The organism is Streptomyces sp. NPDC021115, from assembly GCF_044333065.1.
Classification (GTDB): Bacteria; Actinomycetota; Actinomycetes; order Streptomycetales; family Streptomycetaceae; genus Streptomyces.
The window spans coordinates 749,707-776,417 of the sequence record NZ_JBIRQF010000004.1; the positions used below are offsets into that span (position 1 = coordinate 749,707).

Genomic DNA, 26,711 nt, shown 5'->3' on the forward strand with positions numbered 1-26,711 from the left:
CGTCCGGCCTTCGACGGTTGAGGCGCGAACCAGACAGTGACACGCTGCGTCGTCGGCGTGTCACTGTCTTGCGTCGGCCTCAACGCCTGTCCTGCCGCCCGCCGATGGGCAAGCACCACGACGCGAGCTCGCCGCCACGTGCCGACGGCCCCTGGGTTTGCGGTGAGTCCGTGCCGTCCGCACACCGTCGCCCGGAGTGCGGACGGCCCAAACCCACCGCAACCGGCCGGGGCTGGCGGGTCAGCCCTGCTGCCGGTCGGCGAGCACCCACGAGGCGAGCCCGACCCCGCCCGCCACGGCGAAAACGGACGGCCAGGCGCCGATCTTCTTCGCCAGCGGATGCGACCCGGCGAACGCGGCCACGTACGCCCCGCTGAGCACGGCCGCCGTCCCGTTCCCCGCCTTCTCCCGCCACCCCTTGGCGGCCAAGGCCCCGGCCGCCGCCAACGCCACCCCACCGAGCGGCCGCTTCTTGGTCCACCGGGCCACCCCGTACCCCCCGACCAACCCACCCACGGCCACAACGCCCGCCGGTACTCCAGCCATCCCGCTACCTCCCGCTCTCAGGGCCTCTCCGAGACCTCAGCCCAGCTCATCCCGCCGCACGGCCGCGACGAAGTCGCCCCACGCGCCCCGCGAGAACCCGAGCACGGGCCCCTCCGGACGCTTCGAGTCCCGCACGGCGGTCGCATTGCTCGCCAGGCTGGCAGTCTCGACGCAGTTGCCCCCGGTCCCATTGCTGTAGCTGCTCCTCTGCCACTGGAGAGGTGTTATGTCAGTCATCAGCACCGTCCTTGTATCGCTGTCTGATCAGGGCACTCGACCGCTGAGGACTCAAGGACAGAGCACGTAGATTGTCAAACGCTTTCGCGTAGAGGGCGATGTCTTCCGGACGCTCCAGATACACCGAGTCGGTGAGGCCATCGCGGTACACCACGTCGGGGTCCTCCTGAGCCGGGAACTCCAACATCGTGAATGCGCCGACGGCGGGGTAGCTGCCAGCGTCGAACGGCAGCACCTGGAGCGTGACGTTCTTCAAGTGGGCCATCTCCAGCAGGTGTTCAAGCTGGGCACGCATGATCTTGGCGTTGCCGATGGTGTGCCGGAGCACGCTCTCGTGCACAATCGCCCACAAGTTGAGAGGCGCCGTGCCCGTCAGGAGTGCCTGCCGCTCCATCCGAACCTTGATCATGCGCTCAGCATCGTCGGGGTCCTGGTCAGGCGCGGCAAGATGGAGCTCGCGGGCGTAGTCGGCGGTCTGAAGCAGGCCAGGTACGAACTCGCACTCATAGGTCCGTAGCCCCGAGGCTGCTTGCTCCAGCCCGACGTAGACCGAGAACCACGACGGCACCGCGCTGCCATACGCATGCCACCACCCCCGCATCTTGGACTGCTTGGCCAGCTCCTTGAGGAGGTCGCGTAGATCGTCGGACGTTCCGTAGAAGCGGCAGATCGCATCGACGTCCGATGGCTGTACGCGACCCTGGCCGGTCTCCAGACGGTTGACCTTCGAACCGCTCCAGTCCAACTCTTCGCCTACCTGACCGCAGGTGAGCTGGTGCTCCTCACGGAGCTTCTTGAGCTCGATCGCCAAGCGACGACGTCGTGCGGTGGGTGATCCGGGCACGGTGAACTCCTCATCTAGTGATGTTCATTCAGTCTTGTCTGTGTTCGGGGAGGTGTCAGTCACTCAATCGGGCGAATCGCTATATGCACATTGCATGTCGGGATATGCGGTGCCATGCTCTCATGCGAAGTAACCAAGAGACACAAGGTGATTGCGATCGGTCATCGCCTGGTGTGGCGCACCGGCAAGGGGTTGAAGCGCGTGGTTGTCGAGCAGTGCATGCAGAGGAAGGCGTGGGACCTTCCCTTCCTGGCGGAACCGGGTGAAGTGGCCGCACTGAGGCGCCTCATGCGGACGCATCTGACCCTTTGGGGCCTATCTGATGTCGTGGAGCCAGCGCAGATCTGCGTCAGCGAACTCGTCGCCAACGTCATCACTCACGTCGGTGTCGGGACGCCGACCACGATGGCCGTCGACATGAACGGCACATACCTGCGCATTGCAGTCAGCGATCCAGACTGCCGTGCATTGCCCACCCTGCTGAGTGCGACCACCACGGCCGAGTCGGGTCGGGGGCTGGCCCTGGTCGCTGCCGTGACCGACCGTTGGGGAGTGATCCCGACCGAGCGAGGCAAGACCACCTGGTGCGAGATCGCCACCGAGCTCAGGCGGGACGACACCCACGTTGACCGACCTCAGGTTCACCGCGCCGAGGCCTTGCTGACCCTCTACGGTCAGCCACTCCTTCGGGCGAGCCCCACATCGACGCTGAGCCACGCCGTGGCGGAGGAGGCGGCCATTGCTGTGATCGCCGATCTGCTCCACTGGTTCCGAGCCCATGGGCGGGACCCCGACACAGCCTTGGACCGAGCCCAGATGCACTTCGAATCGGAGCTCGGCGCGGTCGGCTGAGCGGCGGCTACCCCGCTGCGATGGCCGAGTACGTCCAGACGTCGGCAGGCAGTTGATGCTGGAGCCGCCAGACGATGCCCATGGGCTTGCTGCCTTCGTGGGATTCGTACGTCGCGGGGCCGAGCAGCATCCATGGCTGAGGCCCGCCGATGTCGGTCTTCTTGTAACGCCGCACGAAGAGCAGCACATGGGTGCCGCGCTCCCGATGGTGCTGATAGCGCTGGCCGGTGGGCGAGGTTTCTGACGTCTGGTTCTGCGATTCCCAGTGGAAGCGATCTGGGCTCATCGCATAGTCCTTGTATCGGGTCTGCGGCGAGAAGTCCTTGTCGTCTTTCTCAAGGGTGATCAAGAGCGCATCGGTCCGAAGCCCTTCGCACCACTTCACGCCTTCGCGGAAGTTGCCCGGCATGAAGCCGCCCACATCCGCCTGGCCGAGGGCGGGCAGGATTTCCTCGCGGCTGTAGGAGGCGTGGACGGCTAGCGGGATGCCATCGTGCTCGCCCAGGAGCGGGATCGGGTAGTGGTCGGTGTGCTCCAGGTTGTACGCGAGGACTTGGCTCAGCTCGCTGCGGAAGGCGCTCTGCTGGCGCAACGACGCGAAGCCCTCGGCATAGCTGGCGAATCCTCCGCCCAGTGGCCACAGGGAGAAGAAGAGCATCCGTGCGTACGCCTGCCCCGGTGCATCGAGCGAGGCGTACGGCGGGGCGTCACCGGCGAGCATCCGTTGGTAGGCATGGACGCGTTGTGGATCGTCGACATGGAGGAATGCTGAGACGCGCTTGAGGAGCGCTTCTTCGTCCTCGGGGTGCTCCTCGGGAAGGAGGCGGGCTCGCCTCAAGAGACGCGTCCATGAGTTGTTGCTGCGATACAGCTCCTTGAGCTCGCGGCGACTCTCGCGGAGATAGGCATCGAGCCGTGGTTCGGCGTATGCCGCCACCTCTTGCGTCAGCTGCCGAACGTTGACGTTGATCTGGCTCTTGATGTTTTCCAGGATCCGCTGCTTGGACTTGCGGTCGAGGATGATTTCGCAACCCGAGGGCAGTTGCGGGAAGTCGCGCTCGATGTGTTCCGTGAGCCGGTTGCGGGTGAAGCTTGTCAGCGCACGGAACTGCTCCTCGAAGCGGAACTCCTTGCGGTGCTGGCCGATGAAGTCGAGGACGGTGAGCACTGCCTTGTCGGGCGTGCGTCGCAGGCCCCGGCCCAGCTGCTGGAGAAACACCGTGGCACTGGCGGTCGGGCGCAGCAGGAGCAGGGTGTCCACGTCGGGGATGTCGAGCCCTTCGTTGAAGAGGTCGACCGAGAACAGGACCTGTAGCGTGCCGTTACGGAGGTCATTCAGGGCCTGGGTACGCTCCGCAGTGGGGGTGGATCCATCGAGGGCCTGGGCGCTGATGCCAGCCTGGCGGAAGAAGTCGGCCATGAAGTGAGCGTGCGAAACGGTGACGCAGAAGCCCAGCGCCCGCATGGCGCCGGGATCCGTCACCTTTTCCTGCACGGCCTTCACGATGAGACGAGCGCGCGCATGGTTTCCCGTGAAGAGCTGGCCCAGCTCGCCCGTGTCGTACGAACCCTGCTTCCAGGTGAGTCCTTCGAGGTCAGTGCTGTCGGCAATGCCGAAGTAGTGGAAGGGGCTGAGCAGGTCATTCTCCAGCGCCTCCCACAGGCGCATCTCGGCGGCGATATGGCCGTCGAAGAACTCGTCTTGGACGTTCCGGCCGTCCATGCGCTCTGGGGTGGCCGTCAGGCCCAGAAGCTCCAGCGGCTCGAAGTGATCGATGATGCGTCGGTAGGTCGGTGAAACGCCGTGGTGGAACTCATCGATGACGACGACGTCGAAGTGGTCGGGAGCGAGTTGTTCCAGCGAGCGAGCATTGAGGGACTGGACGCTAGCAAAGACATGCGTCCAGTCGTGTGGCTTGTCCCCACCGACAAGGAGCTCCCCGAAGTTCGCATCATCGAGCACCTCTTGATAGGCCCGTAGCGACTGTTTCAGGATCTCTTGGCGGTGTGCGACGAAGAGGAGATTGAGCGGGCGCCCCTGGTGCTTCCTCTTCAGCGCCTTGTAGTCGAGCGCGGCCATGACGGTCTTGCCGGTACCCGTGGCCGCGACGAGCAAGTTCCGGTGCCGATCGTGGATGTCCCGCTCGATGTCGAGCCGTTCGAGCATGTCTTGCTGATGCGGGTATGGGCGTACCACGAGGCCGGACAGGCTGATGGCGTGGGTGCCGGTCCGTTGCTTTCCGCTAGCCCGGGTGAGCGCTTCTTCGAGTCGAGTGCCGTCGCTGTCGGGGTCGTACGTCTCGAAGGAGGGCTCGCTCCAGTACGAGTCGAAGGTGGCCTCGAACTTCTTCAACACCGGCGGCGTCGCTACCGATGAGAGGCGGACGTTCCACTCCAAGCCGTCGAGCAGTGCGGTCCTGGAGAGGTTCGAACTCCCCACGTACGCGGTGTCGTAGCCGCTGTTCCGCCGAAACAGCCAGGCCTTGGCGTGCAGCCGGGTGGATCGTAGCTCGTAGTTGACCTTGACCTCGGCGTTGAACTCCCTGACGAGCCGATCCAGGGCGGTCCGCTCGGTGGCTCCGATGTAGGTGGTTGTGATGACGCGGATCGGCACCCCACGATCTCGGGCCGCCTTCAGCGACTCCTCCAGGACGCGCAGGCCGTGCCACTTCACGAACGCACAGAGCAGGTCCACCCGGTCCGCGGTGGCCAACTCGGCTCGCAGCTCGAACCCCAGGTTCGGATCCTCGGGGGAGTTGGTGATGAGCGCCGTCTCGGAGAGCGGCGTCGCCGGGCGCACGGAGTAGACGCCCGGCGCCTCCTGCTCCGCGACGGCGATCAGCTGCCGAGGCCCGTCCGCGATCAGGTCCACCCACTCCTTGGCCCCGTCGAGCGTGCTGATCGAATCAAGTACGTGGTTGGCCGCGATGACCTGCTCATCAGGGGACAGGTTGGTGAAGATCTGCCGCACCGTGTCGGCTACGTGGCGTGCGAGCACGTGAGGGGATGAGTGCTCGCCGACCTTCTGCTGGATGGTCTTCCACCCTGCGGCGTCTAGGGCCTTCAGCTGGTCCTCGATGCGAGAGGTGATCAGCCGCTCGTACAAGCCAGGTACTGGTGTGGCCTGGCCCGCAAGGTGCTCGACCATCGCAACATCCCCTCGTCGCTTTGTGGCATGGATGTTGTACCAAGTGGCACTGACACTGCGCGTGAATTGCTCGACTTCAGGCAGACGAGCATCAGTGCAGGTGATCTGCGGCGCTGCTCTCGAAGACCTCGCCCACGGGCCAGATCACCGCTGCGCCCGACATGTTGCACAGGTCAATTAGATCTTGTCGGGGGCGTGTGGGCAGCAAGACGGCAAGCGATGGCTGGGGTGAGATGTAGCGCCGATAGTCATACAGCTGTCCTATGGCCATCCGCACGGCTTCGCGGGCCACCGTGCCCTTGGCCTCGATGAGAGCGTCGTCGGTGACGTCGTACAGATCGGTGTAGAGGGCCCTTACCTCACCCGCCGGGATGATCTTCTTGCGCTTGACGGTGTGGCCTTGCGCTTCCAGGTAGTCGCGATACTTCGTGACCAAGGGCGCCTCACGCCGCTCAGCTTCGTGTTGCTTGTTCTTCGAGCTGACGGTTGTGCGCTCCGTCTGGTGTTGCTCGACTTCGACGTCTTCGATCACGTCTTGATCGTGCGGTGTGAACGAGAGATCCTCGCCGAGGTCGGCCGCCTGTCCGATCGGCTTGAGACGGAACATGATCACGCTGCGCAGCTCGTCCTTCGCGTCGAGCGTGTCCCGGTAGTACCAGGGAGGGTCTGCGAGGGTGAACTCCCCGAGGTACGTGTAGACGCCCCTGGATGCTGCCTCGAACAGGCGCAGCGCGCGCCCATCCTGGACGTGCTGAAGAACGGCCAGGTTCCCCTGGGCCATTCGCTGGTCGCCCTTCTGGCCCTCGCCGGTGTAGTGGTAGCAGCCGTCTGTGCCCCAGCCGTCGAAGTAGCCGACTTTGTGGCCACGCTTGGGGTTGCTGAACAGCAAAACGTTCGCCGACGAGTTGGAGTGGGCGATCCCCTTTTGGGAGTTACCGCCGTACTTGCCCTGTATCAGCGTCCGCTTGCGTTCCTCGCCGAGCGCTATGTCCCACATGGGTCCCCCAAGATCCATCAACCAAGGTCGACCCATACGTTAGTCATATAAGCGCATGATCTCGGGAGGCGTGGCCCGGTGATGCCTGGCGTTGTCCGCCCGGAGGGTTAGAGCTGACCCCGCGGGCCCGCCGGGAGCTGCGGCGGCTGTGGGGCGTACGACGGTTGGAAGGCGTACGTCGGGTGCGGGGTCCGTTGGGCGCTCGGGGGCTGGGGGCCGTAGCCGTAGCCCTGGCTGGGGGTGCCGTAGCCGTAACCCGGGCCCGGGGTGCCGTAGCCGTAACCCGGGCCCGGGGTGCCGTAGCCGTATCCGTAGCCGCCGGAGGGCCAGTACGGCGGGGGGAGGGGGCCCTGGGGTGGGCCCGGGTAGGGGAGGGGGAGGGAGAGGGCCGCGTGGGCCAGGGCCGGTTGGGCGGTCTCGCGGCGCTCCCACAGGGCGTCGAGCAGTTCGCGCTCGCGCGTGGTGAAGTCCGGGCCCGCCGTGCCCCGGTACGCGCGGCGGCGCAGGAAGGCGAGGGAGGTCGCGGAGGCGATGTACTCGCCGACCGTGCGGGCCGCCGCCGAGCCCTGGGTGCGGCGGGCGAGGTCGCGGGCGATGCCGCGGGCGCGCATCGAGGACAGCGCGATCGGCTCGGTCGGGGTGAACCACCCGGCCGCCTGGTAGGCGGTGAGCTGCTCGCGTACGGTGCGCAGCTCGCTCGTGCGCGACCAGATGGTGAGCCAGGTCAGCAGCCCGAAGACGGGGACCATGAAGGCGGCGTAGACGATGATGAAGCCGTAGCCGCCGAGGGTGGACGAGCCGTTCCAGAGGCCGTGCAGGACCATCGCGGCCAGCAGCGCCGCGATGGGCAGCAGGACGCGGCGGACGCGCTGGTGGCTCGCGGCCGCGGCGGCCAGGCCGAAGCCGACGCCGGTCATGGAGGTGAACAGGGGATGCGCGAAGGGGGACATCACCCCGCGGATGAAGAACGTCGCGGCGGTGGTGGACTGGATGCCCGAGTAGCCGAACTCCTGGTCGCTGACGAACGCCGAGCCGAGATAGAGGATGTTCTCGGTGAAGGCGAACCCGGTGGCGGTGATTCCGGCGACGACGACGCCGTCCACGATGCCGTTGAAGTCGCGTCGTCGGAACACGAAGAGGAGCAGCACGGCGGCCGCCTTGGCGCTCTCCTCCACGAACGGCGCGATGAGCGTGGCCCCCCAGGCATCGGCGTCGGCTCGGCTGCTGCCCGGTGAGGAGGAGTCCGCGATGGTCGTCATGAGCCATTCGGTCGCGAAGCCGTTCGCGATGAGCGCGACGAGCGTCGCGGCACACGCGCCCCAGGCGAAGGCGAAGATCAGGTTCCGCCAGGGTTTGGGGTCGACGCGGTCGAGCCAGCGGAACACCGAGATGATCAGCGGTACGGGCAGTACGGCGAGGCCGAGCCCCACCAGGAAGCCCTTGGTGCCGGTCTGCTCGCGTACGAGGGCCAGGATGACCAGGCCGGAGAGCGACAGCAGCCCGATGAGCGCGGTGGCGCGCAGGGCCTTGTTGTCCCAGAGGCGGCTGAACCGGCTCGTCCTGCCCCACGGCCCCGCCGGATGCCCCGCGTGTCCCGGATGCCCCGGGTGCGGCGCGTGCGGCCAGCCTCCCGATGCGGCCGTGCCGTCGAACCACGGCTGCTGGTCGTACGGCGTGACCTGCGGATCGGGCGGCTGGTGGGGGGACGGGGACTGATGCACTCGACCGACCCTAACGAACGGGGGAGCGGCGGACTGCGTGATTATCCCCATGTGCGCAGGGGCGTTATGCCTCGTTGCGACGGAAGATCAGGTCGTGGACGATATGCCCCTTGTTCAGCCCCTGCGACTCGAACTTGGTGAGCGGGCGGAAGTCCGGGCGCGGGGCGTAGCCGCCGTCGGGCCGGGTGTTGTCGAAGGACGGGCTGGCGGTCAGGACCTCCAGCATCTGCTCCGCGTACGGCTCCCAGTCGGTCGCGCAGTGCAGCAGCGCGCCGGGGCGCAGCCGGGTGGCGGCCAGCTCGACGAACTCGGGCTGGAGCAGCCGCCGCTTGTGGTGGCGCTTCTTGGGCCAGGGGTCCGGGAAGTAGACGCGCAGCCCGGCGAGGGCGGCGGGCGCCAGCATCTCGCGCAGCAGGATGATCGCGTCGCCGTTGGCCACCCGGACGTTGGACAGTCCGTCGCGCTCTGCGAGGGCGAGCAGATTGCCCTGGCCGGGGGTGTGGACGTCGACGGCGAGGATGCCGGTGCCGGGGTCGGCGGCGGCCATCTGCGCGGTGGCCTCGCCCATGCCGAAGCCGATCTCCAGGACGACGGGCAGGTCCGGGTCGCCGAAGAGCTTGCCGAGGTCGAGGCGGTGCAGCCCGTCGATGTCCAGCCCCCACTGCGGCCACAGGCGCCGCAGCGCCTCGCCCTGGCCGACGGTCACCCGGCCGCGCCGGGGACGGAAGGACCGGATGCGGCGCTCATGGTGCGACCCGGCCGGATCGGCGACGGGCCCGCCGGGGAACCGCGGCTCCCCGCGGTCGCGGTCAGCGGGTGCGACCGGGGCAGCGGGCGTGGCGGGGGCGGTGCGGTCGCGCTCCGCGCGGGAATCGGGGGCGGTGGAGTTCTCGGACACAGTGCTTCCGATTCTACGGGCGGGGGCGATCCCACCGGGCGGGCCCATGGAACGCGGCCTACGGGACGGCCTCTGGGCGGTCCGCCGCGGCGTGGGCCCGGGGCCGAAGGTGACGGGGTGCGGCCCCGCCCCCGGCTACCCGGCGCCGACCGCCGCGCGGCCGCTCACAGCGTCTCCAGCACGCGCCGCGCGACCTCCCGGCCGATCGGGAGGGAGGCGGTGGCGGCGGGGGAGGGGGCGTTGAGGACGTGGACGACGCGGGGCGACTGCGAGATCAGGAAGTCGTCCACGAGCGTGCCGTCCGGCAGCACCGCCTGGGCGCGCACCCCGGCCGGGGCGGGTATCAGGTCGTCGGGCGTCACATCCGGCAGCAGCCGGCGGACGGCGTCGGTGAAGGCGCGCTTGGACAGGGACCGGCGCAGCTCGCCCGCCCCGTACCGCCAGTGGCGGCGGGCTATCCGCCAGGAGCCCGGGTACGCCAGCGTCCCGGCCAGCTCGCGCGGGCGGACGGTGCGCCAGGCGTAGCCCTCGCGGGCGAGCGCGGGCACCGCGTTGGGGCCGATGTGGACGCCGCCGTCGATGCCGCGGGTCAGATGGACGCCGAGGAACGGGAACGCCGGGTCGGGCACCGGGTAGACCAGGCCATTGACCAGCGAGGTGCGGGACGGCGCCAGCTCGAAGTACTCACCGCGGAAGGGCACGATCCGCATGCCCGGGTCGTCGCCCGCGAGCCGGGCGATCGCGTCGCACTGGAGCCCCGCGCAGTTGACCAGGGCCCGCGCCCGCAGCACCGTGCCGTCCGCCGTGCGGACCGCGACCGCCGTGGGGCGCCGCCCGATGCGGGTCACCCCCGCCCCGTACCGCACGGACGCGCCCGCGTCCCGCGCGAGCCGGGCCAGCTGCGCCGCCACCGCGCCGAAGTCGCACACGCCCGTCGTCCCGACGTGGATCGCGGCGAGCCCGCGCACCCACGGCTCGTACTCCGCTATCTGGGCGGGGCCCAGCTCGCGCACCGGGATCCCGTTCTCCCGGCCGCGCTGGACCAGGGCGTGCAGCCGCGGCAGCTCGGAGCGCTCGGTGGCGACGATGAGCTTGCCCGTCACCTCGTGGGGGATGCCGTGCTCGGCGCAGAACTTCACCATCTCCGACGCGCCGCGCACCGCGAACCGCGCCTTCAGCGATCCCGGCCGGTAGTAGATCCCGCTGTGGATCACTCCGCTGTTCCGCCCGGTCTGGTGGCGGGCCGGGCCCGCCTCCTTCTCCAGTACGGTCACCCGGGTGCCGGGCGCGGCGCGCGTGATCGCATACGCCGTCGACAGGCCGACGATCCCGCCCCCGATCACCAGCACGTCGCAGTCCACCGCCGTCACGCCATGCACCTCCCCACGCGCCACAACCGCCATCCGGTCGCCCGACCGTCGATCCCTATCATGACCTGCGCCACTGACAGCGGCCCGAAACCCGTGCGGCGCCTGGGATCCGGGCGGATCCGGACGGCTGCGTGAAGATCACGCGGGTTTTCCCCGGTGCTCACGCGAACGCCACGAACGCCAAGAACAGGGCCGCGAAAGCCTCAAACGCCGCGAACCGGGTCACGCGGGCGTCACCAGCAGCGGCCGCGCCCGCTCCCGTAGCTCCGCCACCCGCGGCTCGTCGCGGTACGCCTCCAGCCGGTGCATGAGATCGCGTACGTATTCCGTCGTACGCGCGGAGGAGATGCGGTTGGCGACCTCCACCGCCCGGGCACCCGCCGCGCACGCCGCGTCCAGGTTGCCGGACTCCAGTTCGGCCACGGCGGAGACGACGAGCCGCAGCCCGTGGGACCGTACGAACTCCTCCGTCGGCCGGGCCAGCGCCTGCTCGGTGAAGCGCCGCACCTGGCGCGGCAGCCGCAGGTCGCGGTAGCACTCGGCGGCGTCGGCCGCGAACCGCTCGTGGCTGTAGAAGTCGAGCCAGGACGGGTCGGAGTCGCCCGCCCGGGACCGCTCCAGCCAGCCCTCGGCGGACTTCAGCGCCGCCCCGCAGGCCGGGCCGTCCCCCGACTTGGCCTGCGCACGCGCCTCGACCAGCCGGAAGAAACTCATGGTGCGGGCGGTGGCCAGGCCCCGGTTGCGCTCCAGGGCGGCCTGGGCGAGGTCCACGCCCTCGTCGGCGAAGCCGCGGTAGGTGGCCTGGAGGCTCATCGACGCCAGCACGTACCCGCCGAGCGGGACGTCGGCGGCGGCGCGGGCGAGGCGCAGCGCCTGGATGTAGTACCGCTGGGCGGCCTCCTGCTGGCCGGTGTCGAAGGCCATCCAGCCGGCGAGCCGGGTCAGTTCGGCGGTGGCGCCGAAGAGGGAGCGGCCGACCTCGTCGCTGTACGAGCCGAGCAGCAGCGGTGCCGCGTCGACCCGCAGGCATTCGGGGACCATGGAGGAACGCCAGTCGCCGCCGCCGTACTTGGAGTCCCAGCGGCGCGCGTCCTCGGCGGCCTCGCGCAGCTTGGTGACGTCGCTGTGGCCGACGCGCTGCGGTAAGGCGTCGGCGGCGCCGCTGCCGCCCGTACCGCCGTCCGCACCGGCGGCCGCGTCCTCGGGCGAGGCGTCCTCGGGCCCGCGCGCGACCGAGGTGTCGGCCGGGGATATGAGCCAGCGGGAGGCAGGGGTGGCGTAGGCGCTGACCGCGAAGGATCCGGCCAGGCTCTGCCAGATACCCACCCCGCCGCGCCGACCCGCGAGATCAAGCCGGTACAACTCGGTCGCGGAGCGGACGGCCTGGCCGATGTCGCGCGGGAACGCGAGCCCGACCTCGGGGGCCGGATCGGCGTCGGCGAGGCCGATCTCGTGGAGCGGAACGGGACGGCCGAGTTTGCTCCCGATAGCGGCAGCAATGAGATGGGGCGCGGCGCCTTGGGGCACCATGCCCTTGGACACCCAGCGCGCTACCGACGTCTTGTCGTAGCGAAGGGTCAGACCACGCTGGGCGCCGAGGTCGTTGACTCTGCGCGCGAGCCCGGCATTGCTGATCCCAGCGAGGGCGAGAACGGTGCCGAGCTTCTCGTTCGGCCCGCGTGGCTCCCTGGACATGCGCACCCCTCGACAGCACCGACGGCCGCCCCGGCATGGGCGCGGGGCATTCGTAAACCCAGCGTAGTTCGCCGCATCCCGACCGTTAAGAGGTGGTGTCCCGGATGGCGAGATTCTTGTACGAACGGGCGTGCGGGGCGTGACGCGTGCTCCCGGTGTGTGTGGCTGTGCGCCCGTGTGTGCGCTCTGTCTCAGTCGCGGCGAGAACGTTTCGATAGGACCTGCGTGGGTCGGCCCGCTGTACTGGATCCAGTGGGCTGGGGGACGCCGCCGCCTCATTCCCCGCGGGTGGCGGAACGGTCCGGGAGGCGGAAGCCGCCTCCCGGACTGTCGTGTTGGGAAGACGCGGAGGCGAGCTGAGGCGAATGGCGCGCGGCGGTCCGGGTGATGGCGGGGCATCCGCAAGACCGCCGAGCGCGCCACGGCGAATTTGGCCGGATCACGCCTGTCGGTGCCGGGCTCCCGCGGCGGGCCGAGGAGGGGGAGGCCCGGCGCGGGAAGCCCCTTTTCCCGAGCCCCTTTTCCCAAGGTTCCCTCTTTTCCCTGGAAAGCCCTCTTAGCTCCGGAGAAGCCCCTTTCCCTGTCGCCGTGTTGGCGGCTCCTCGCACACACGGCGGCGTCCTTGCGCTGTTGTGCGCCCCGGTCGTGGCAGCATGGGCCACGGCGGAACGGTGCGTCGTGACCGGTGACGGACCTTGTTCAACTCCGGGGATCACCGCGGTCATCTGCGGTCAAGGGACATCCAAGAGATCCACGTAGTTGTCCGGTTCGATGTCGAAACCGTCAACATGCTGTGCATGATGGCACCTACTTCTTGGTTGCCCTGGATGCCCACAGCCTGTGGAGGCGGCGATGCGGTGGTTGGTGGGGTGGAGCAGTACCGCATCCGGCCCGGTCCCCCCGGAAGGCCGTGCGATCCAGCCCGTCGGTGCCCAACTCCTGTGGTCCGACCCCGATCCGCTGTGGGCGGTCGGCGACTGGCGGCCCGACGAGGTGCGCGTCGTCCAGGCCGACCCCTTCACCCGGCTCGCCGTCTTCGGCTGCTGCGGCGCCACCGACGAGGAGCTGCGGGTCGGGCTGTTCGCCGCCCGCGGCGGCGCCCTGCGCCACCTCACCGCCTGGCCCGGCAGCTACACCGCCGTCGCCCAGGTCGGCCGCCGCATCACCATCGCCGGTGACCTGGCCGGGGCCCGGCCCGTCTTCCACACCGACTGGTCCGGCGGCACCGCGTACGCCACCGCCGCGCTCCCGCTCGCCGACCTCATCGAGGCCCAGCTCGACGTCAGCCACCTCGGTGCGCTCCTCGCCTGCCCCGACTCCCCGGAGGCCGTCGGCGACGGCACGCCCTACATGGGCGTCAGACGGGTGCCGCCCGGGCACGCGCTCGTCCTGCGCGACGGCGCCCGCGACGTCACGGGTTACGAGCCCACCGCCTCGCTCGCCGTCGCCGCGCCCCCGCTCGACCAGGACAAGGCCGTGGAGGGCGTACGGGACGCCCTGCTCGACGCCGTACGCGTCCGCCTCACCGCACCCCGCCACGCCCCCGCCACCGACGGACTCGACCCCGGGCCCGTCCCCGGCATGGGCCCCGCCGAACGCCGCGCCGCCCGCGGCGCCCCCGCCCCCGGCCTCGGCGCCGACCTGTCCGGAGGCAGCGCCTCCGCCACGCTCGCCCTGCTCGCGGCCGGGCTCCCCGGCATGCCCGGCACCCTCCTCGGCCACGGCACCGAGGCCGGTGAACGCCTGCTCGCCGTCACCTTCAACGACCTCGCCACCACCGGCGGCGCCCGCAGCCGCGAGGCCGAACTGGAGCGCGCGGGCGCCATCGCCGCCAACCCCCGGCTGCACCATGTGGTCGTCGCCGGGGGCGAAGAGGCCCTCCCCTACGCCGCCCTCGACATGGGCGCCCTCACCGACGAGCCAGGACCCTCCCTCGTCATCGCCGAACGCCACCGCCGCCGCCTCGCCGCGGGCAGCGCCGACCACTTCGTCGGCCACGGCGCCCGCCAGGTGCTCGACGCCCACCCGGCCCGCCTCGCCGACCTGCTGCTCGACCGCCGCAGACGCCATCTGCTGCGCCCCACCACCGCCCTCGCCAAGGCAGACGGGCCCAACGCCCACTCCTTCTTCGTCCCCTTCACCGTCTACCGCGCCGCCCGCCGCCTGGCCCGCACCTCCTACCGGGACGGCGTGCAGGAGGCCGCCGCGCGCCTCCTCGAGCGCCGGTTCATCGACGACGGCGCGGGTGTGGCCGCCGGGGCCGTCTCCGCCTCGCTCGCCTCCCTCGCCTGGTGCCGCCCGGGCCCCGCCGCCCGCTGGCTCACCGGGGAAGCCCTCGCCGAGGTGTCCGTACGCCTCGAAGAGGCGGCGCTGCGCCCCGTCCTCCTGCGCCGCCCCGGCGAACGCCGCGCCGACGCCGCCCTCGCCCGTTACGCCGCCGACCACCGCGTCTTCGAACAGGCCGCGGAGGTGCGCAGCCAGCGGCTGCACGCCCCCTTCCTCGACAACCAGGTCGTACGCGCCTGCCGCGCGCTCCCCGAAGCGCTGCGCGTCCAGCCCGGAGCGCGCGCCTCCGTCCTGCGTACGGTCCTCGCCGGAGCGGGCATCCGCGACCTCCCCACCGGCTGGGGCGCCACCTCCCACGCCGCCCATGCCGCGTCCGTACGGGCAGGCCTGCGCACCTGGCTCGGCGACCTCGTCACCCTCTTCGACGCGCCCCTGCTGGCCGACGCCGGGCTCATCGAGGCCCGCGTCGTCCGCAAGGCGCTGCGCGCCGCGGCCGAGGGCGAACGGCTCCCCCTGGACGGCCTGGCCGAACTGGTCTCCACCGAAGTCTGGCTCCGCCGCCTCCTGTCCCGCCGCGGCACCTGCTGGACGGGCACAGCAGCCCCCCGCCAACGCGCGGTAGCGGGCGGAGTGGTGCCACGCCCCAGCCTGTGACGGCAGATGGGGCGCACGGCGCGACACCGGGGCGCGCGGCGCCGCTTGCGCGGGTCGGGGTGCCGCGCGGCCCCGTCGCTGCCGGGCGGCCCGTCGCGTCGGCGTTACGGCCGCGGTGCCGCCGAGGTGGCCACGGTGCGTGCTGCCCTGGCAGCTGGGGCGGGTGCGGAGGCGGCTCTCCGGGCTGTCGTCGCACGAGCGGGCGCTGCGCCGCCGGTTCGGGGTGCGGTGTTGGCCGTCGGGGCAGCTGCCGTACGAGCCGGGCGTCGCGCCGTCCCACCCGTACGGGCAAGCCTCGCGGCGCCGGGCCGCCGAGGTGGACCGCCGAACGCGGCGCCCCGGCCCGGGGCGTGCGCGACGCCGCGTCAGGCGGGTGCCCCGGCGGTTCCGGACGCCGTACGGGCACCCGTCGAGTCCCCGCCGCGGCGGTCGCCCTCGGCCGCCGCGCCGCCGGGCACTCGGCGTGGCGGCTCGGCACTACGGTGGCCTCTGGCCATCGCTCTGGCGGCCCGCCGTGACCAGGTCACGGCGGCCGTACCGGCACCGCACGCGCCGCGCGGTCGTCCGTGTGTGCGACCCGCTCGTGGTGGAGCGTCCCCTTCCACGGCAAACCTAGGAGAATGACCGCCGTGCGGTATCTCATCCTCGGCACCACCGAAGCGCGCGACGAACACGGGAACCCGCTGAACCTCGGCGGCCCCCGGATCCGCGCGCTGCTCGCCGTGCTCGCCCTGCGTGCCGCGCGTCCCGGGCCGATACCCGTCGACGTCCTCATCGACGAGGTGTGGGCCACCGACCCGCCGTACGACGCGCCCGCCGCGCTCCAGGCGCTGGTGGGCCGGTTGCGGCGGGCGATCGGGCGGGAGGCCGTGGTCTCCTCTCCCGGCGGCTACCGTCTGGCGACCGCCGCGCCCCGGGACGACGTCGACCTGCTGCTCTTCGAGCGGCTGGCCGACGACGGCATACGCGCCCTCGACACCGGTGACCCGCACACCGCCGCCACCACGCTCCGGAAGGCGCTCGCGCTGTGGCGCGGACCGGCGCTCGCCGATCTGCCCGAGCGGGACGCGGCCGCCGCCCGCGCCGAGGCGCTGCGGCTGGCGGCGCTGCACCGCCGGATCGACGCCGACCTCGCCCGCGGCCGCCCGGCGGACGTGGTGCCGGAGCTGCGCGAGCTGGTCGCGGACCATCCGCTCGACGAAACGTTCCACGCACAGCTGATGCGCGCGCTGCGGGCCGCCGGGCACTCGGCCGACGCCCTTGCCGCGTACGAGGAGGTCCGCGCGCTCCTCGCCGACCGGCTCGGCACCGACCCGGGGACGGAACTGCGGGAGCTGCACCGGCAACTGCTGTTGGGCGGGCCGGTGCCACAGACCGGTCCCACACCGCCGCCGACCGGCCCCACACCCACGCCGGAGCCACCCGCCGCCGACCGGGACGGCGACCGCGCCCCGGACCGGGAGCCGCGCCCCGCCCCGCCCCCGGTGCCGCCGCCCGGCAACCTGCGGGCCCGACTCACCAGCTTCGTCGGCCGCCAGAGCGAGATCGGCGCCCTCCGCCGGGACCTGGACGGCTCCCGACTGGTCACGCTCACCGGACCCGGCGGTTCCGGCAAGACGCGGCTGTCCGAGGAGGCCGCCGCGACCGTGACGGCCACCCATCCGGCCGCCTACCCGGACGGCATCTGGGCGGTCGAACTCGCCTCCCTCGACGACGCTTCCGCCGTCCCCGGCGCTGTCCTGAGCGCCATAGGCCGCCGCGAGACGACGCTGCTCGCCACCGGGCTCGACGGCCGGACGGGCGGGCCGGAGCACGTCGACCCGACCACCCGCCTGGTCGAGTACTGCGCCGACCGCCGTCTGCTGCTCCTGCTCGACAACTGCGAGCACGTCATCGACACCGCGGCCCGGCTCGCCGAGGCGCTGCTGGCGCACTGTCCGGGCGTCACCGTGCTGGCCACCAGCCGGGAGCCGCTGGGCGTGCCCGGCGAGACCGTACGGCCCGTGGAGCCGCTGCCGCCCGCCCCCGCCCACCAGCTGTTCGCGGAGCGCGCCGCGACCGTACGGCCCGGCTTCGACCCGGCAGGGGACCCGGACACGGCGGCGGCGGTCGCGGAGATCTGCCGCCGCCTCGACGGGCTGCCGCTGGCTATCGAGCTGGCCGCGGCCCGGCTGCGGCTGCTGACCCCGCGCCAGATCGCCGACCGCCTCGACGACCGGTTCCATCTGCTGACCAACGGCAGCAGGACCGCCCTGCCGCGCCAGCAGACCCTGCGGGCGGTGGTCGACTGGTCCTGGGACCTGCTGGACGAACGGGAACGCACCGTCCTGCGCCGGGCGTCGGTCTTCGCGGGCGGATGGAGCCTGGCCGCGGCGGAGGCCGTCTGCGCGGACGCGCCGGGGCGTGAGGCCATACGCGCCGGTGCGTGCGCCCCTGCCGACACCCGCGCGCACACCCCGCCGCCCGCGCCCGCGCACACCGCCGCCCCCATCGCGCCCCCGGAGGTGCTCGACCTGCTCGGGGCGTTGGCCGACAAGTCCCTGCTGGCCGTCGACCACCCGCCGGGCGGACCGCTGGACGAGGCCCGCTACCGCATGCTGGAGACGATCCACGAGTACGTCGGCGAGCGCGCCGCCGAGGACGACGCCGCCCGCGCCGACCACGCCGGTGCCTCGGCCCGGCACATCGCCCACTTCAGGGACTTCGTACGCGCCGCCGAGCCCCGGCTGCGCTCCGCCGAACAGCTGCCCTGGATGCGCCGCGTCGAGACCGACCTCGACAACATCCGGGCCGCCCTGCACCGCTCCCTGACAGCCCGCGACGAGGAATCCTCGATCGCGATCATCCTCGCGATGGGCTGGTTCTGGTGGGTGCGCAACTACCTCGACGAGGGCGCCGCCTGGGCCCACCGCGCCCTGACCCTCGACCCCGTCCCGGACCGCGAACGCGACGGCGAACGCGACGGCGGCCGACCGGCGACGGACATGCCGCCCGCCCCGCCGGACGGCACCGACGGGCACGACCCCGCCGCCACCCGCTACTGGCACCACATGGACCTGAGGCTGCTGCGGTTCTTCCTGCTCGCCGACTCCGGTCACGGCCCGGACGTGCAAGACCCCGAGACGCGGCTGATAGCCCAGCACACCCGCGACGCCTACGGCAGCCACCCGGGCCCGCGCAGCGCCCGCTTCCCCGGTCTGCTGTGGCCGTTCGCCGGATACATCCTCGACGGCCACCCCGCGATGATCCCACTGATAGACCAGGCGGTGGCCAACTGCCGCGAGAACGGAGACGACTGGGCGCTCGGCGTCACGCTCATGTTCCGCGCCCACCTCGCCATCGACACGTCGAGCGGCATCGAGCGCGCCGAGGCCGACTACGCCGAGCTGCGCGAGCTGAGCGCACGCGTCGGCGACCGCTGGATGCTCGCCCAGGTGGAGAGCGCCGGGGGCGAGATGGCCTCGCTGCGCGGCCGGTTCTCCGAGGCGCGGGCCGCCTACGCGGAGGCGCAGCGGCTGGCCCGGGAGATCGGCGCGCACACCGAGGTGCCGTTCCTCATCACCCGGGTGGCCGACCTCGCCCTCACCTCCGGGGACACCGAGGGCGCGGCGAAGCTGCTGGACCACTCCGAGCAGGAAGCCGAGCGCTGGGGCGCCGTGGACGTCCGGGCTTTCAACAGCCTGCTGCGCGGCCACATCGAGCTGCTGCGCGGCGATCCGGCCGAGGCACGGGCGCACTGCGAGGACGCCCGGCGGCAGGCTGTCAAAGCGACTCCGCCGCCGCAGTTCTGGGTCCTGGTCCAGGGTCTTGAGGGCCGGATCAGTGCCGAGCAGGGCGATCCGTGGGGCGGGCTGCGCACGCTGCGCGACGCCCTCCGCGAGGGCGTCGAGGTGGGCTGTACGGAGGCGCTGCTGGCCGAGCAGGCGGAGTGCGCCGCGTACATCCTGGTGCGGCACGGCCACGAGCGGCTCGCCGTCCGGCTGCTGGGCGCGGCCGACGGCTGGCGCGGGCGGCTGCCGCGCACCCCGCGGGCGCTCACGGAGGTCCGGGAGACCGAGGCGCGGTCGGCCGCGGCGCTGGGCACCGCCGAGGCCGGGACACTGCGCGAGGAGGCCACGGCCCTGACCGCCGAGGCGGCCATCGCCCTGGTCGAAGAGGTCCTGGCCCCCTTCGGGGACGACGCCGAGGCCGACGCCACCCGCTGACCCGAGCGGGACCCGAGCACGGGGCGCATACGTTCACCCGTACGGGGAAAACGCGCACCACGAACCCGAAACGCCGTTCGCCGGGCAGAGAGCACCCGGCGAACGGATCGGTCAGGAATGGCTCAGAAGGTGGCTCCCCCCGGTCACCCCACCGGCCGCGACCGCAGCCCGTCCAGCAGGATGTCCAGCAGCCGGGCCGACGCCGCGGCCTGCTGCGCCGCGTCCGGCAGCGACGGCGCCGCCGTGGCGATCACCAGCAGCACATCGGCGACCGTCACATCCGGGCGCAGCTCGCCCGCGGCCCGCGCCCGCTCGACCAGTTGCCCAACGACCTGGAGCAGCGCCGCCGCCCCCGCGTCGTCCGGCTCGGTCTGCGGCACGCCCGGCTCCTCGACCAGCCGCAGCTCAGGCTGCGCACCGGCCGACTGCATCGCCGCGGACGGCATCGCGGCCGACGGCACCGCCGCGGACGGCACCACCCCCGGCTGCACCGCCGTCGACGGCACAGCTGCCGACGCGGCCGACGGCACCGCAGACGGTGCCGGGCCGGCTAACGCCGCCACCTGCCGCTGCTGCGGAACCCGGATCTCCGTCTCCGCGTCGACCCCGACCCGCAGCACCTGCGGCGGCAGCAGCCGGCCCGCGCCGGACGCCACCGAGGTGCGCAGGAACCGGGCCAGCGCGGACCACGGCTCGTTCTCCTGCCCGAGCGCCGCCCGTGCCTGATCGGTCAGCCTCGCCGTCTCCTCCTCCGCTATGCGGCGGACGAGGACGTCCTTGCTGGGGAACCGCCGGTAGACGGTGCCCACCCCGACCCGCGCCCGCCGCGCGACGTCTTCCATCGGAGCGCCGTACCCCAGCTCCCCGAAGACCTCGCGCGCCGCCCGCAGGACGTGTTCCAGATTGCGCTGCGCGTCCACGCGCAGCGGAGTGCTCCGGCCGCCGTTCCCGTCCGAGGACGCGACGGCTGCGGACCATGACGAACCCTGAAGGTGCATAAGTGATCCCCCGGTAATGACGTCTCCCCCCGGAGACTCCCCGCCCTGTCAGCCGGGGCAGTCACAACCCCGACGAAGTACGAACATAGTTGAGCCCAGGTCAAGAATGAAGAGGGTAGGTCGGGACAGACCGTCCCCCAACCGGACCACCAGGCCACCTTACCCCGCCTCCCGGCCCGCCCAACCCCCGGTGACCATGACCTGACCTGCGCATATGCCCCGCTCGGCACCAGGGTCCTACCCCGGGGCAGTTCCGGACCTCCGGTCACACAATTGGTCGGGGCTGTGGACAAACCGCGGTCGCGCATGCCTCATGGGAGGGTGAAGGAACCAGCGCGCATTCTCGTTGTCGGCGGCGGCTACGTCGGGATGTACACCGCGCTGCGCCTCCAGCGGAAGCTCAAGCGGGAGCTGAGGCACGGCGCCGTACAGGTCATCGTGGTCGACCCCGAGCCGTATATGACCTATCAGCCCTTCTTGCCGGAGGCAGCGGCCGGATCGATCTCCCCGCGCCACGTCGTGGTGCCGCTGCGTCGTGTCCTGGGCGACTGCCAGGTCATCATCGGCGAGGCGACCGCGATCCATCACGGCAAACGCACCGCGACCATCAGAACCCTCGCCACCGAGGAAGAGGGCACCGGCTCGATCGACGTCCACTACGACGAGCTGGTGCTGGCGCCCGGATCCGTATCCCGCACCCTCCCGGTCCCCGGCCTCGCCGAGACCGGCATCGGCTTCAAGACCGTCGAAGAGGCCATCGGGCTGCGCAACCACGTCCTCGAACAGCTCGACATCGCGTCCTCCACCCGCGACCCCGCCATCCGCGACGCCGCGCTGACCTTCGTGTTCGTCGGCGGCGGCTACGCGGGCGTCGAGGCGCTCGGCGAACTGGAGGACATGGCCCGGTACGCCGTGCGCTACTACCACAACATCGCGCCCGAGGACCTGCGATGGATCCTCGTCGAGGCCACCAACCGGATCCTCCCGGAGGTCGGTGAGGAGATGGGCGTCTACGCGGTCCGTGAGCTGCGCAGCCGCAACATCGACGTACGGCTGGAGACCCGCCTCGACTCCTGCCAGGACCGGGTCGCCGTACTGAGTGACGGCTCGCGCTTCCCCACCCGCACCCTCGTGTGGACCGCGGGCGTCAAACCGGCGCCCATCCTCGCCTCCACCGACCTCCCGCTGAACTCCCGCGGCCGCCTCACCTGCACCGCGGCGCTGCAAGTGGAGGGCGTGGAGCACGCCTGGGCCGCCGGGGACGCCGCGTCCGTACCGGACCGCACGGCGGCCGAGTCCGGCGCCGTCTGCGCCCCCAACGCCCAGCACGCCGTCCGCCAGGCCAAGGTCCTCGCCGAGAACGTGCTCGCCTCACTCGACGGCAGACCGCTCACGGACTACGAGCACAAGTACGCCGGCTCCGTGGCCTCCCTCGGCCTCCACCGCGGCGTCGCACATCTGTACGGGCGCAAGGTGAAGGGCTATCCGGCCTGGTTCATGCACCGCGTCTACCACCTCAGCCGGGTGCCGACCTTCAACCGCAAGGCGCGGGTGCTGGCCGAATGGATCCTGTCCGGGCTGTTCAAACGGGAGATCGTCTCGCTCGGATCGCTGGAGAACCCGCGCGCGGAGTTCAAGCTCGCCGCGGACACCGGACGCCATCCCGAAGCCAGTTGACCCCATCGGGGCGGAGTCGGGAACTCCCCTCCCACGATCGGCGTCTCACGGATGTCAGTCCGGTCGGCCACACTGGTCGTGTGACCATGGGTGGGCTCGTATCTGCAAAGAGTGACAATCGCGAGGATTCGGAAGTTTGCTGCATTCCCCCGGGGGCCGTCCCCCGCACCCGCAACCCTCTCCCCGATCCCGCGCCGGCGCGCTGCTCAGCCACCACCCCACGAGGTAATCCGCAGTGAACTTCACGCGCTGGAGCGCCCGGCTCCCCCGAACGCAGCGACGCAGCGCCGCGCGGTCCGACCGTGCCGCGCGGCGTCCGCAGCCCGCAGCGGGCGGCGGCTCCGTCCCGGCCGCCCGCGGCGAGCGCACCGACCCCTCCGCCGCGGGCGAGCCGCCGCTGCCGGGAGCCCCCGGCAGCGCCCCCGACATCCCGCCGCCCGCAGCCGTCCCGACCCTTGACGGGCTGTCCGTCCACGACGTCCTCGGCCAGGTCCCGGCCCTGGTCGCGGTGGTGTACGGACCCGAGCACCGCATCGCCTACGTCAATGACGCCTACGCCGACCTGTTCGGCCACCGCACCCGCGGCGTCCCCGCCGGACAGGCCCTGCCCGAGCTGCGCGAGCTGGGCCTGCTGTCGCTGATGGACCAGGTCCTGCGCAGCGGCACACCCCGTACGGTCAAGGCGCGCCGCGTCCCCGCGGGCCCCGAGCCGGGTCCCGGCTCCGCGCCGGGCGCCGAAGCCGAGACCGAGGCCGCCGGGCGGTCGCGGCACGGGTACTACACCTTCACCTGCTCGCCCATCGAGATGGCCGCCCCGGTCCCCGGCCCGGCCCGCGCGCCCGACCCCGTGCCCGCTCCCGCCCACGACGGGGCCGTCCCCGACATGGCAGGCACCGACATGGCGGGCACCGACACGGCGGTCCTCGACCCGGCCGTTGCCATCGCGGCGCAGACCACCCTGACCGGCACCGAGGCCCCGGCCGAACCGGTCCGCGGCGTCCTCGTCTTCGGCGCCGACGTCACCGATCAGGTCGAGTCCGCCGAGCGGCTGCGCGCCAGCGAGCGGCTCCAGCGCGAGGCCGCCGTCACCCTTCAGCGCAGCCTCCTCCCACAGGAGCTCGAACAGCCCGACGACCTGCGGGTCGCCGCCACCTACCAGCCCGGCGGCAAGGACGCGGCGGTCGGCGGCGACTGGTACGACGTCATCACCCTCGGCGGCGGCCGCACCGCCCTCGTCATCGGCGACGTCATGGGGCGCGGCGTCCGCGCCGCCGCCGTCATGGGCCAGCTGCGCACCGCCGTCCGCGCGTACGCCCGACTCGACCTGCCCCCGCACGAGGTGCTCCAGCTCCTCGACGGACTGGCCGCCGAGATCGACGCCAACCAGATCGCCACCTGCGTCTACGCCGTCCACGACCCCAACGAGAGCCGACTCGTCTACGCCTCGGCGGGCCATCTGCCGATCCTGGTCCGCGACCCGGACGGCACCGTGCGCCGCGCCGCCGAACCCACAGGACCGCCGCTGGGCACCGGAGGGTGGCTGCACACCTCAGGGTCCGTCCCGCTCGGCCCCGGCGCCAGCGCCGTCCTGTACACCGACGGGCTGGTGGAGCGGCGCGACAAGGACATCTACGACGGCGTCGCCGCGCTGGAGCGCGTCTTCGCGGGCGCGACCGGCACCCCCCAGGTGATGTGCGACCGCCTCATCCGGGCGCTCGGCATCACCGCGGCGCACGACGACGACGTCGCCGTCCTGGTCCTCCAGCACCCGGCCCGCACCGGCCATGACGCGGAGCTGTTCCACAACGCCGCCCTCGAACTCCTCGGCGGAGTGGAAGCCGCCCCACGCGCCCGGGCCTTCGCCTCCGGCGTCCTCGCCAGCTGGCGCTTCCCCATGGAGCTGCGCGACCTGGGCGTGCTCGCCGCCAGCGAGCTGGTCGCCAACTCCCTCCAGCACGGCACGCCCCCGATGCGGCTGCGGCTGCGCCGTACCGACCGGCGCCTGATCATCGAGGTCACCGACGGCGACGACCATCTGCCGCGCCGCCGCCGGGCCGAACCGGTCGACGAGGCGGGCCGCGGCATCTCGATCGTCGCGACCATCGCCTCCTCCTGGGGCTCCCGCCGCACACCGGGCGGCGGAAAGGCGGTGTGGTGCGAATTCGCCCTCCCCACCGGAGGCACCTGAGCCTTCCGGCGGGGTGAAGAGCCGGGGGTTACGGCGGCCGGTCAGGCCGCCGTGGTCACCGGAGCGGACGACTCCGAACGCGGCGCGGGCACCGAGGCCCCGGCGGCCCCGCGCAGCGGATTGTCCTGCCGCGCCGACAGCCGCCCGCCCAGCCGCAGCGCGAGCACCGATATGCCCAGCGAGCAGACGACCAGGACCGCGATGTACGTCCCCCACAGACCGGCCCCCGCCATCAGCCCGCCGGCTGCCGGGCCGATCGCCAGAGCCAACTGCTTCACGAGGGAGAACGCCGCGTTGTACTGCCCGAGCAGGGACGACGGCGCAAGGTCGGCCACCAGCGGCGCGACGGTCGGCGACAGCATCGCCTCGCCCAGACCGAAGAGCGCATACGCCGAGATGATCGCGGCCGTGCCCATGACCTGGCTGCCCGGCACCAGACCGGCACTCCCGGCCACCGCCCACGCGACCGTCCACACCAGCCCGACCAGCGCGATCACCCGGCTGCGCCGCCGCCGCTCGACCAGCTTGAGCACCACGAACTGCGCCAGCACGATGGCCGCGGTATTCGCCGCCAGCGCCACGCCCAGCATCGCGGGGGACACCTGGGCGACGTCCACCGCGAACGCCGAAAGACCGGACTCGAACTGCCCGTAGCAGGCGAAGAACAGCACGAAGCCCAGCACACACAGCTGCACCATGGCCCGGTGCCCCAGCAGGGCCCGCCAGCCGCCCGCCCCGCCGGAGGACGCATCGGTCGGCACCGCACCGTCGAGCGTCGGCCCCTTCGGCAGCCGTACGGTCGCCACCGCGGCACCCAGCACCAGGAACATCACCGCGTCGATCGCGAACAGCCGCACGAAGCCCACCGGGGACGAGGTGTCCACCAGCAGCCCGCCGAGCAGCCCGCCGACGCCCAGCCCCAGATTGCTGAGGAAGAACTGCATGGCGAAGGCGCGCGACCGGGTCGCGGGCGTCGAGCACCACACGATCAGCGTGGCCAGCGCGGGCTGGATCACCGCCATGCCCGCACCGAGCACCCCGGCCGCGGCGAGGACCATCGGCTCGCTCGCCGCCAGGCCGAGCCCCAGCGATCCCACGGCGGAGGCGACCGCACCCGCGACGGCAACAGACAGCGGCCCCCGCCGGTCGATCACCCGACCGGTGAAGGGCAGCACGACAAGCGCGGCCACCGCGAACATCGCGAGCACCAGGCCCGCCGTATCCGCACCGAGATCCCGCACCTGCGCCACATAGACGAACAGGAACGGGACCGTGAAGCCGTTGCCGAACGCGCTCAGCGCGTTGCCCAGTTGGATCCGGCGCAGCGCTGCGCCCATCGCGGTGGTCACACTCACCTACCTAGGTCGAGAAGGTCGTACGGAGTCGGACGAAGCCCATGTACTCGAAGCCTCAACACTTCGAAGCTAAATTTCGATGATTAAGAGTACACGGCGAAGAACTTCGGTGCGAACGACTTCCGTGCCATACTCCGCCCATGGCTGAGACCCCCGACCCGGACGACCTGCTGACCCTCGAGGAGCAGATCGCGGCCTACCAGCGCGAATTCCAGGACCTGGACCCGCAGGTCGAGCAGGTCGTCAACGCCCTGAGCCGGCTCACCCGGCGGATGAACGTCGCCTACAGCAGGCAGTCATCGACCCTCGGCATCAGCAACGTCGAGTTCGAGGTCCTCAAGGCCCTCGTCCTGTCCGGCTCCCCGTACCAGCTGGGCCCCGGCGAACTGGCCAAGCGGCTCGGCCTCACCCCGGCCGCCATGACCCATCGCATCGACCGCATGGTGAACGAGGGGCTCGTCACCCGGGAGCGTGACGAGAACAACCGCGTGCGCGTCATCGTCGAGCTGACGACCGGCGGACGCGAGAAGTGGCTGGAGGCGATGCGCCGGGCGTCCGTCTTCGAGGAAGACCTGCTCCAGGACCTGTCCTCCGAGGAGCGCGGCGCCCTCGGCGAGCTGCTCACCCGCGTCCTGCGCCGGGTGGAGGAGACCCAACCGGACGCCGACGGGCGCCTGAACGACCTCGGTTGAGGCATTCGGCCGACACGGGTTGACACCGATCAGACCGATCCGTAATGTTCCCCGAGCTGCCACGGAGCCGTAACGCTTCGTCGGTACGCACTCGAGCCGCACCGGCGGCAAACCACTTCAGCACGACCCCCAATCGGGAACGACTTCGGCATGCCGAAATCCGGACCGAAAAGCTCGATTATGAGCTTCCGGGGGAATCCGCTAAAGTAGTGAACACGCCGGAAGGCGCGAAACACCCCGCTCCAACAGGGGGCCGGAAACGGAATTCGGACCGGAAACGGAACGGAAAACGGATCTGGTAAGGTTGGAAACACGAAAGGCCCGGAAGGGCCGGAGGGAAGCGCCCGG

Annotated in this window: 17 protein-coding genes; 6 read left to right on the top strand and 11 right to left on the bottom strand. The window is 71.6% G+C overall.

Annotated elements, in window-relative coordinates; translation table 11 throughout:
* Window positions 1-240 precede the first annotated feature (240 nt).
* Genes ACH4TL_RS17545 through ACH4TL_RS17555 form a run of 3 tightly spaced genes read right to left on the bottom strand, consistent with a single transcriptional unit; the run spans window position 241 to window position 1,594 of the window.
* On the bottom strand, window positions 241-546 hold the full coding sequence (locus ACH4TL_RS17545) for a hypothetical protein (protein ID WP_398314859.1): 306 nt from the start codon (window positions 544-546) through the stop codon (window positions 241-243).
* Between the two features lie 36 nt (window positions 547-582).
* Entirely contained in the window at window positions 583-783 is a 201-nt protein-coding gene (locus tag ACH4TL_RS17550) for a DUF397 domain-containing protein (RefSeq protein ID WP_398314861.1), read from the bottom strand.
* Entirely contained in the window at window positions 776-1,594 is an 819-nt protein-coding gene (locus tag ACH4TL_RS17555; protein WP_398314863.1) for a helix-turn-helix domain-containing protein, read from the bottom strand. Before ACH4TL_RS17555 ends, ACH4TL_RS17550 begins: the two co-directional genes overlap by 8 nt.
* 252 nt (window positions 1,595-1,846) lie before the next feature.
* Here ACH4TL_RS17555 and ACH4TL_RS17560 point away from each other — a divergent pair, with 252 nt between their 5' ends.
* Complete coding sequence (locus tag ACH4TL_RS17560) at window positions 1,847-2,479, top strand: ATP-binding protein (protein WP_398314951.1); 633 nt, start codon at window positions 1,847-1,849, stop codon at window positions 2,477-2,479.
* 7 nt (window positions 2,480-2,486) lie between these two features.
* On the opposite strand, the gene ACH4TL_RS17565 is transcribed toward ACH4TL_RS17560, so the two are convergent.
* From ACH4TL_RS17565 to ACH4TL_RS17590, 6 genes are all read right to left on the bottom strand, one after another.
* Window positions 2,487-5,627, bottom strand: coding sequence for a DUF3427 domain-containing protein (locus ACH4TL_RS17565; RefSeq protein WP_398314865.1), 3,141 nt, complete (start codon window positions 5,625-5,627; stop codon window positions 2,487-2,489).
* Between the two features lie 91 nt (window positions 5,628-5,718).
* Window positions 5,719-6,624, bottom strand: coding sequence for a restriction endonuclease (locus ACH4TL_RS17570; protein WP_398314867.1), 906 nt, complete (start codon window positions 6,622-6,624; stop codon window positions 5,719-5,721).
* A gap of 107 nt (window positions 6,625-6,731) precedes the next feature.
* Window positions 6,732-8,345 (bottom strand): PrsW family intramembrane metalloprotease, encoded by a 1,614-nt coding sequence (locus tag ACH4TL_RS17575; protein WP_398314869.1) that lies wholly within the window; start codon window positions 8,343-8,345, stop codon window positions 6,732-6,734.
* 64 nt (window positions 8,346-8,409) lie between these two features.
* Entirely contained in the window at window positions 8,410-9,291 is an 882-nt protein-coding gene (trmB, locus tag ACH4TL_RS17580; RefSeq protein ID WP_398314871.1) for a tRNA (guanosine(46)-N7)-methyltransferase TrmB, read from the bottom strand.
* 116 nt (window positions 9,292-9,407) lie between these two features.
* Window positions 9,408-10,613 (bottom strand): L-2-hydroxyglutarate oxidase, encoded by a 1,206-nt coding sequence (lhgO, locus tag ACH4TL_RS17585; RefSeq protein ID WP_398314873.1) that lies wholly within the window; start codon window positions 10,611-10,613, stop codon window positions 9,408-9,410.
* A 222-nt stretch (window positions 10,614-10,835) separates the two neighbouring features.
* A complete protein-coding gene (locus ACH4TL_RS17590; protein WP_398314875.1) occupies window positions 10,836-12,308 on the bottom strand; it encodes an MFS transporter in 1,473 nt (490 codons plus the stop codon).
* Window positions 12,309-13,160: 852 nt separating this feature from the next.
* On the opposite strand from ACH4TL_RS17590, the gene ACH4TL_RS17595 reads away from it, so the two are divergent.
* Both ACH4TL_RS17595 and ACH4TL_RS17600 read left to right on the top strand, forming a co-directional pair.
* Window positions 13,161-15,248 (top strand): asparagine synthase-related protein, encoded by a 2,088-nt coding sequence (locus ACH4TL_RS17595; RefSeq protein ID WP_398314877.1) that lies wholly within the window; start codon window positions 13,161-13,163, stop codon window positions 15,246-15,248.
* Window positions 15,249-15,877: 629 nt separating this feature from the next.
* Window positions 15,878-19,453: an AfsR/SARP family transcriptional regulator gene (locus tag ACH4TL_RS17600; protein ID WP_398314953.1), complete on the top strand. Its 3,576-nt coding sequence runs from the start codon at window positions 15,878-15,880 to the stop codon at window positions 19,451-19,453.
* A gap of 143 nt (window positions 19,454-19,596) precedes the next feature.
* Here ACH4TL_RS17600 and ACH4TL_RS17605 read toward each other — a convergent pair whose 3' ends face one another.
* The gene (locus ACH4TL_RS17605; RefSeq protein WP_398314879.1) at window positions 19,597-20,451 is read right to left on the bottom strand and encodes a TetR/AcrR family transcriptional regulator; all 855 of its coding nucleotides are present in this window, start codon (window positions 20,449-20,451) and stop codon (window positions 19,597-19,599) included.
* Window positions 20,452-20,757: 306 nt separating this feature from the next.
* Between ACH4TL_RS17605 and ACH4TL_RS17610 the strand changes: the two genes are divergently transcribed.
* Window positions 20,758-22,128 (top strand): NAD(P)/FAD-dependent oxidoreductase, encoded by a 1,371-nt coding sequence (locus ACH4TL_RS17610; RefSeq protein ID WP_398314881.1) that lies wholly within the window; start codon window positions 20,758-20,760, stop codon window positions 22,126-22,128.
* Between the two features lie 235 nt (window positions 22,129-22,363).
* Window positions 22,364-24,316: a SpoIIE family protein phosphatase gene (locus ACH4TL_RS17615; protein ID WP_398314882.1), complete on the top strand. Its 1,953-nt coding sequence runs from the start codon at window positions 22,364-22,366 to the stop codon at window positions 24,314-24,316.
* A 41-nt stretch (window positions 24,317-24,357) separates the two neighbouring features.
* Here ACH4TL_RS17615 and ACH4TL_RS17620 read toward each other — a convergent pair whose 3' ends face one another.
* Window positions 24,358-25,665, bottom strand: a complete 1,308-nt coding sequence (locus ACH4TL_RS17620; RefSeq protein ID WP_398314955.1) for an MFS transporter — start codon at window positions 25,663-25,665, stop codon at window positions 24,358-24,360.
* A gap of 146 nt (window positions 25,666-25,811) precedes the next feature.
* Here ACH4TL_RS17620 and ACH4TL_RS17625 point away from each other — a divergent pair, with 146 nt between their 5' ends.
* On the top strand, window positions 25,812-26,363 hold the full coding sequence (locus ACH4TL_RS17625; RefSeq protein WP_398314884.1) for a MarR family winged helix-turn-helix transcriptional regulator: 552 nt from the start codon (window positions 25,812-25,814) through the stop codon (window positions 26,361-26,363).
* Window positions 26,364-26,711 lie beyond the last annotated feature (348 nt).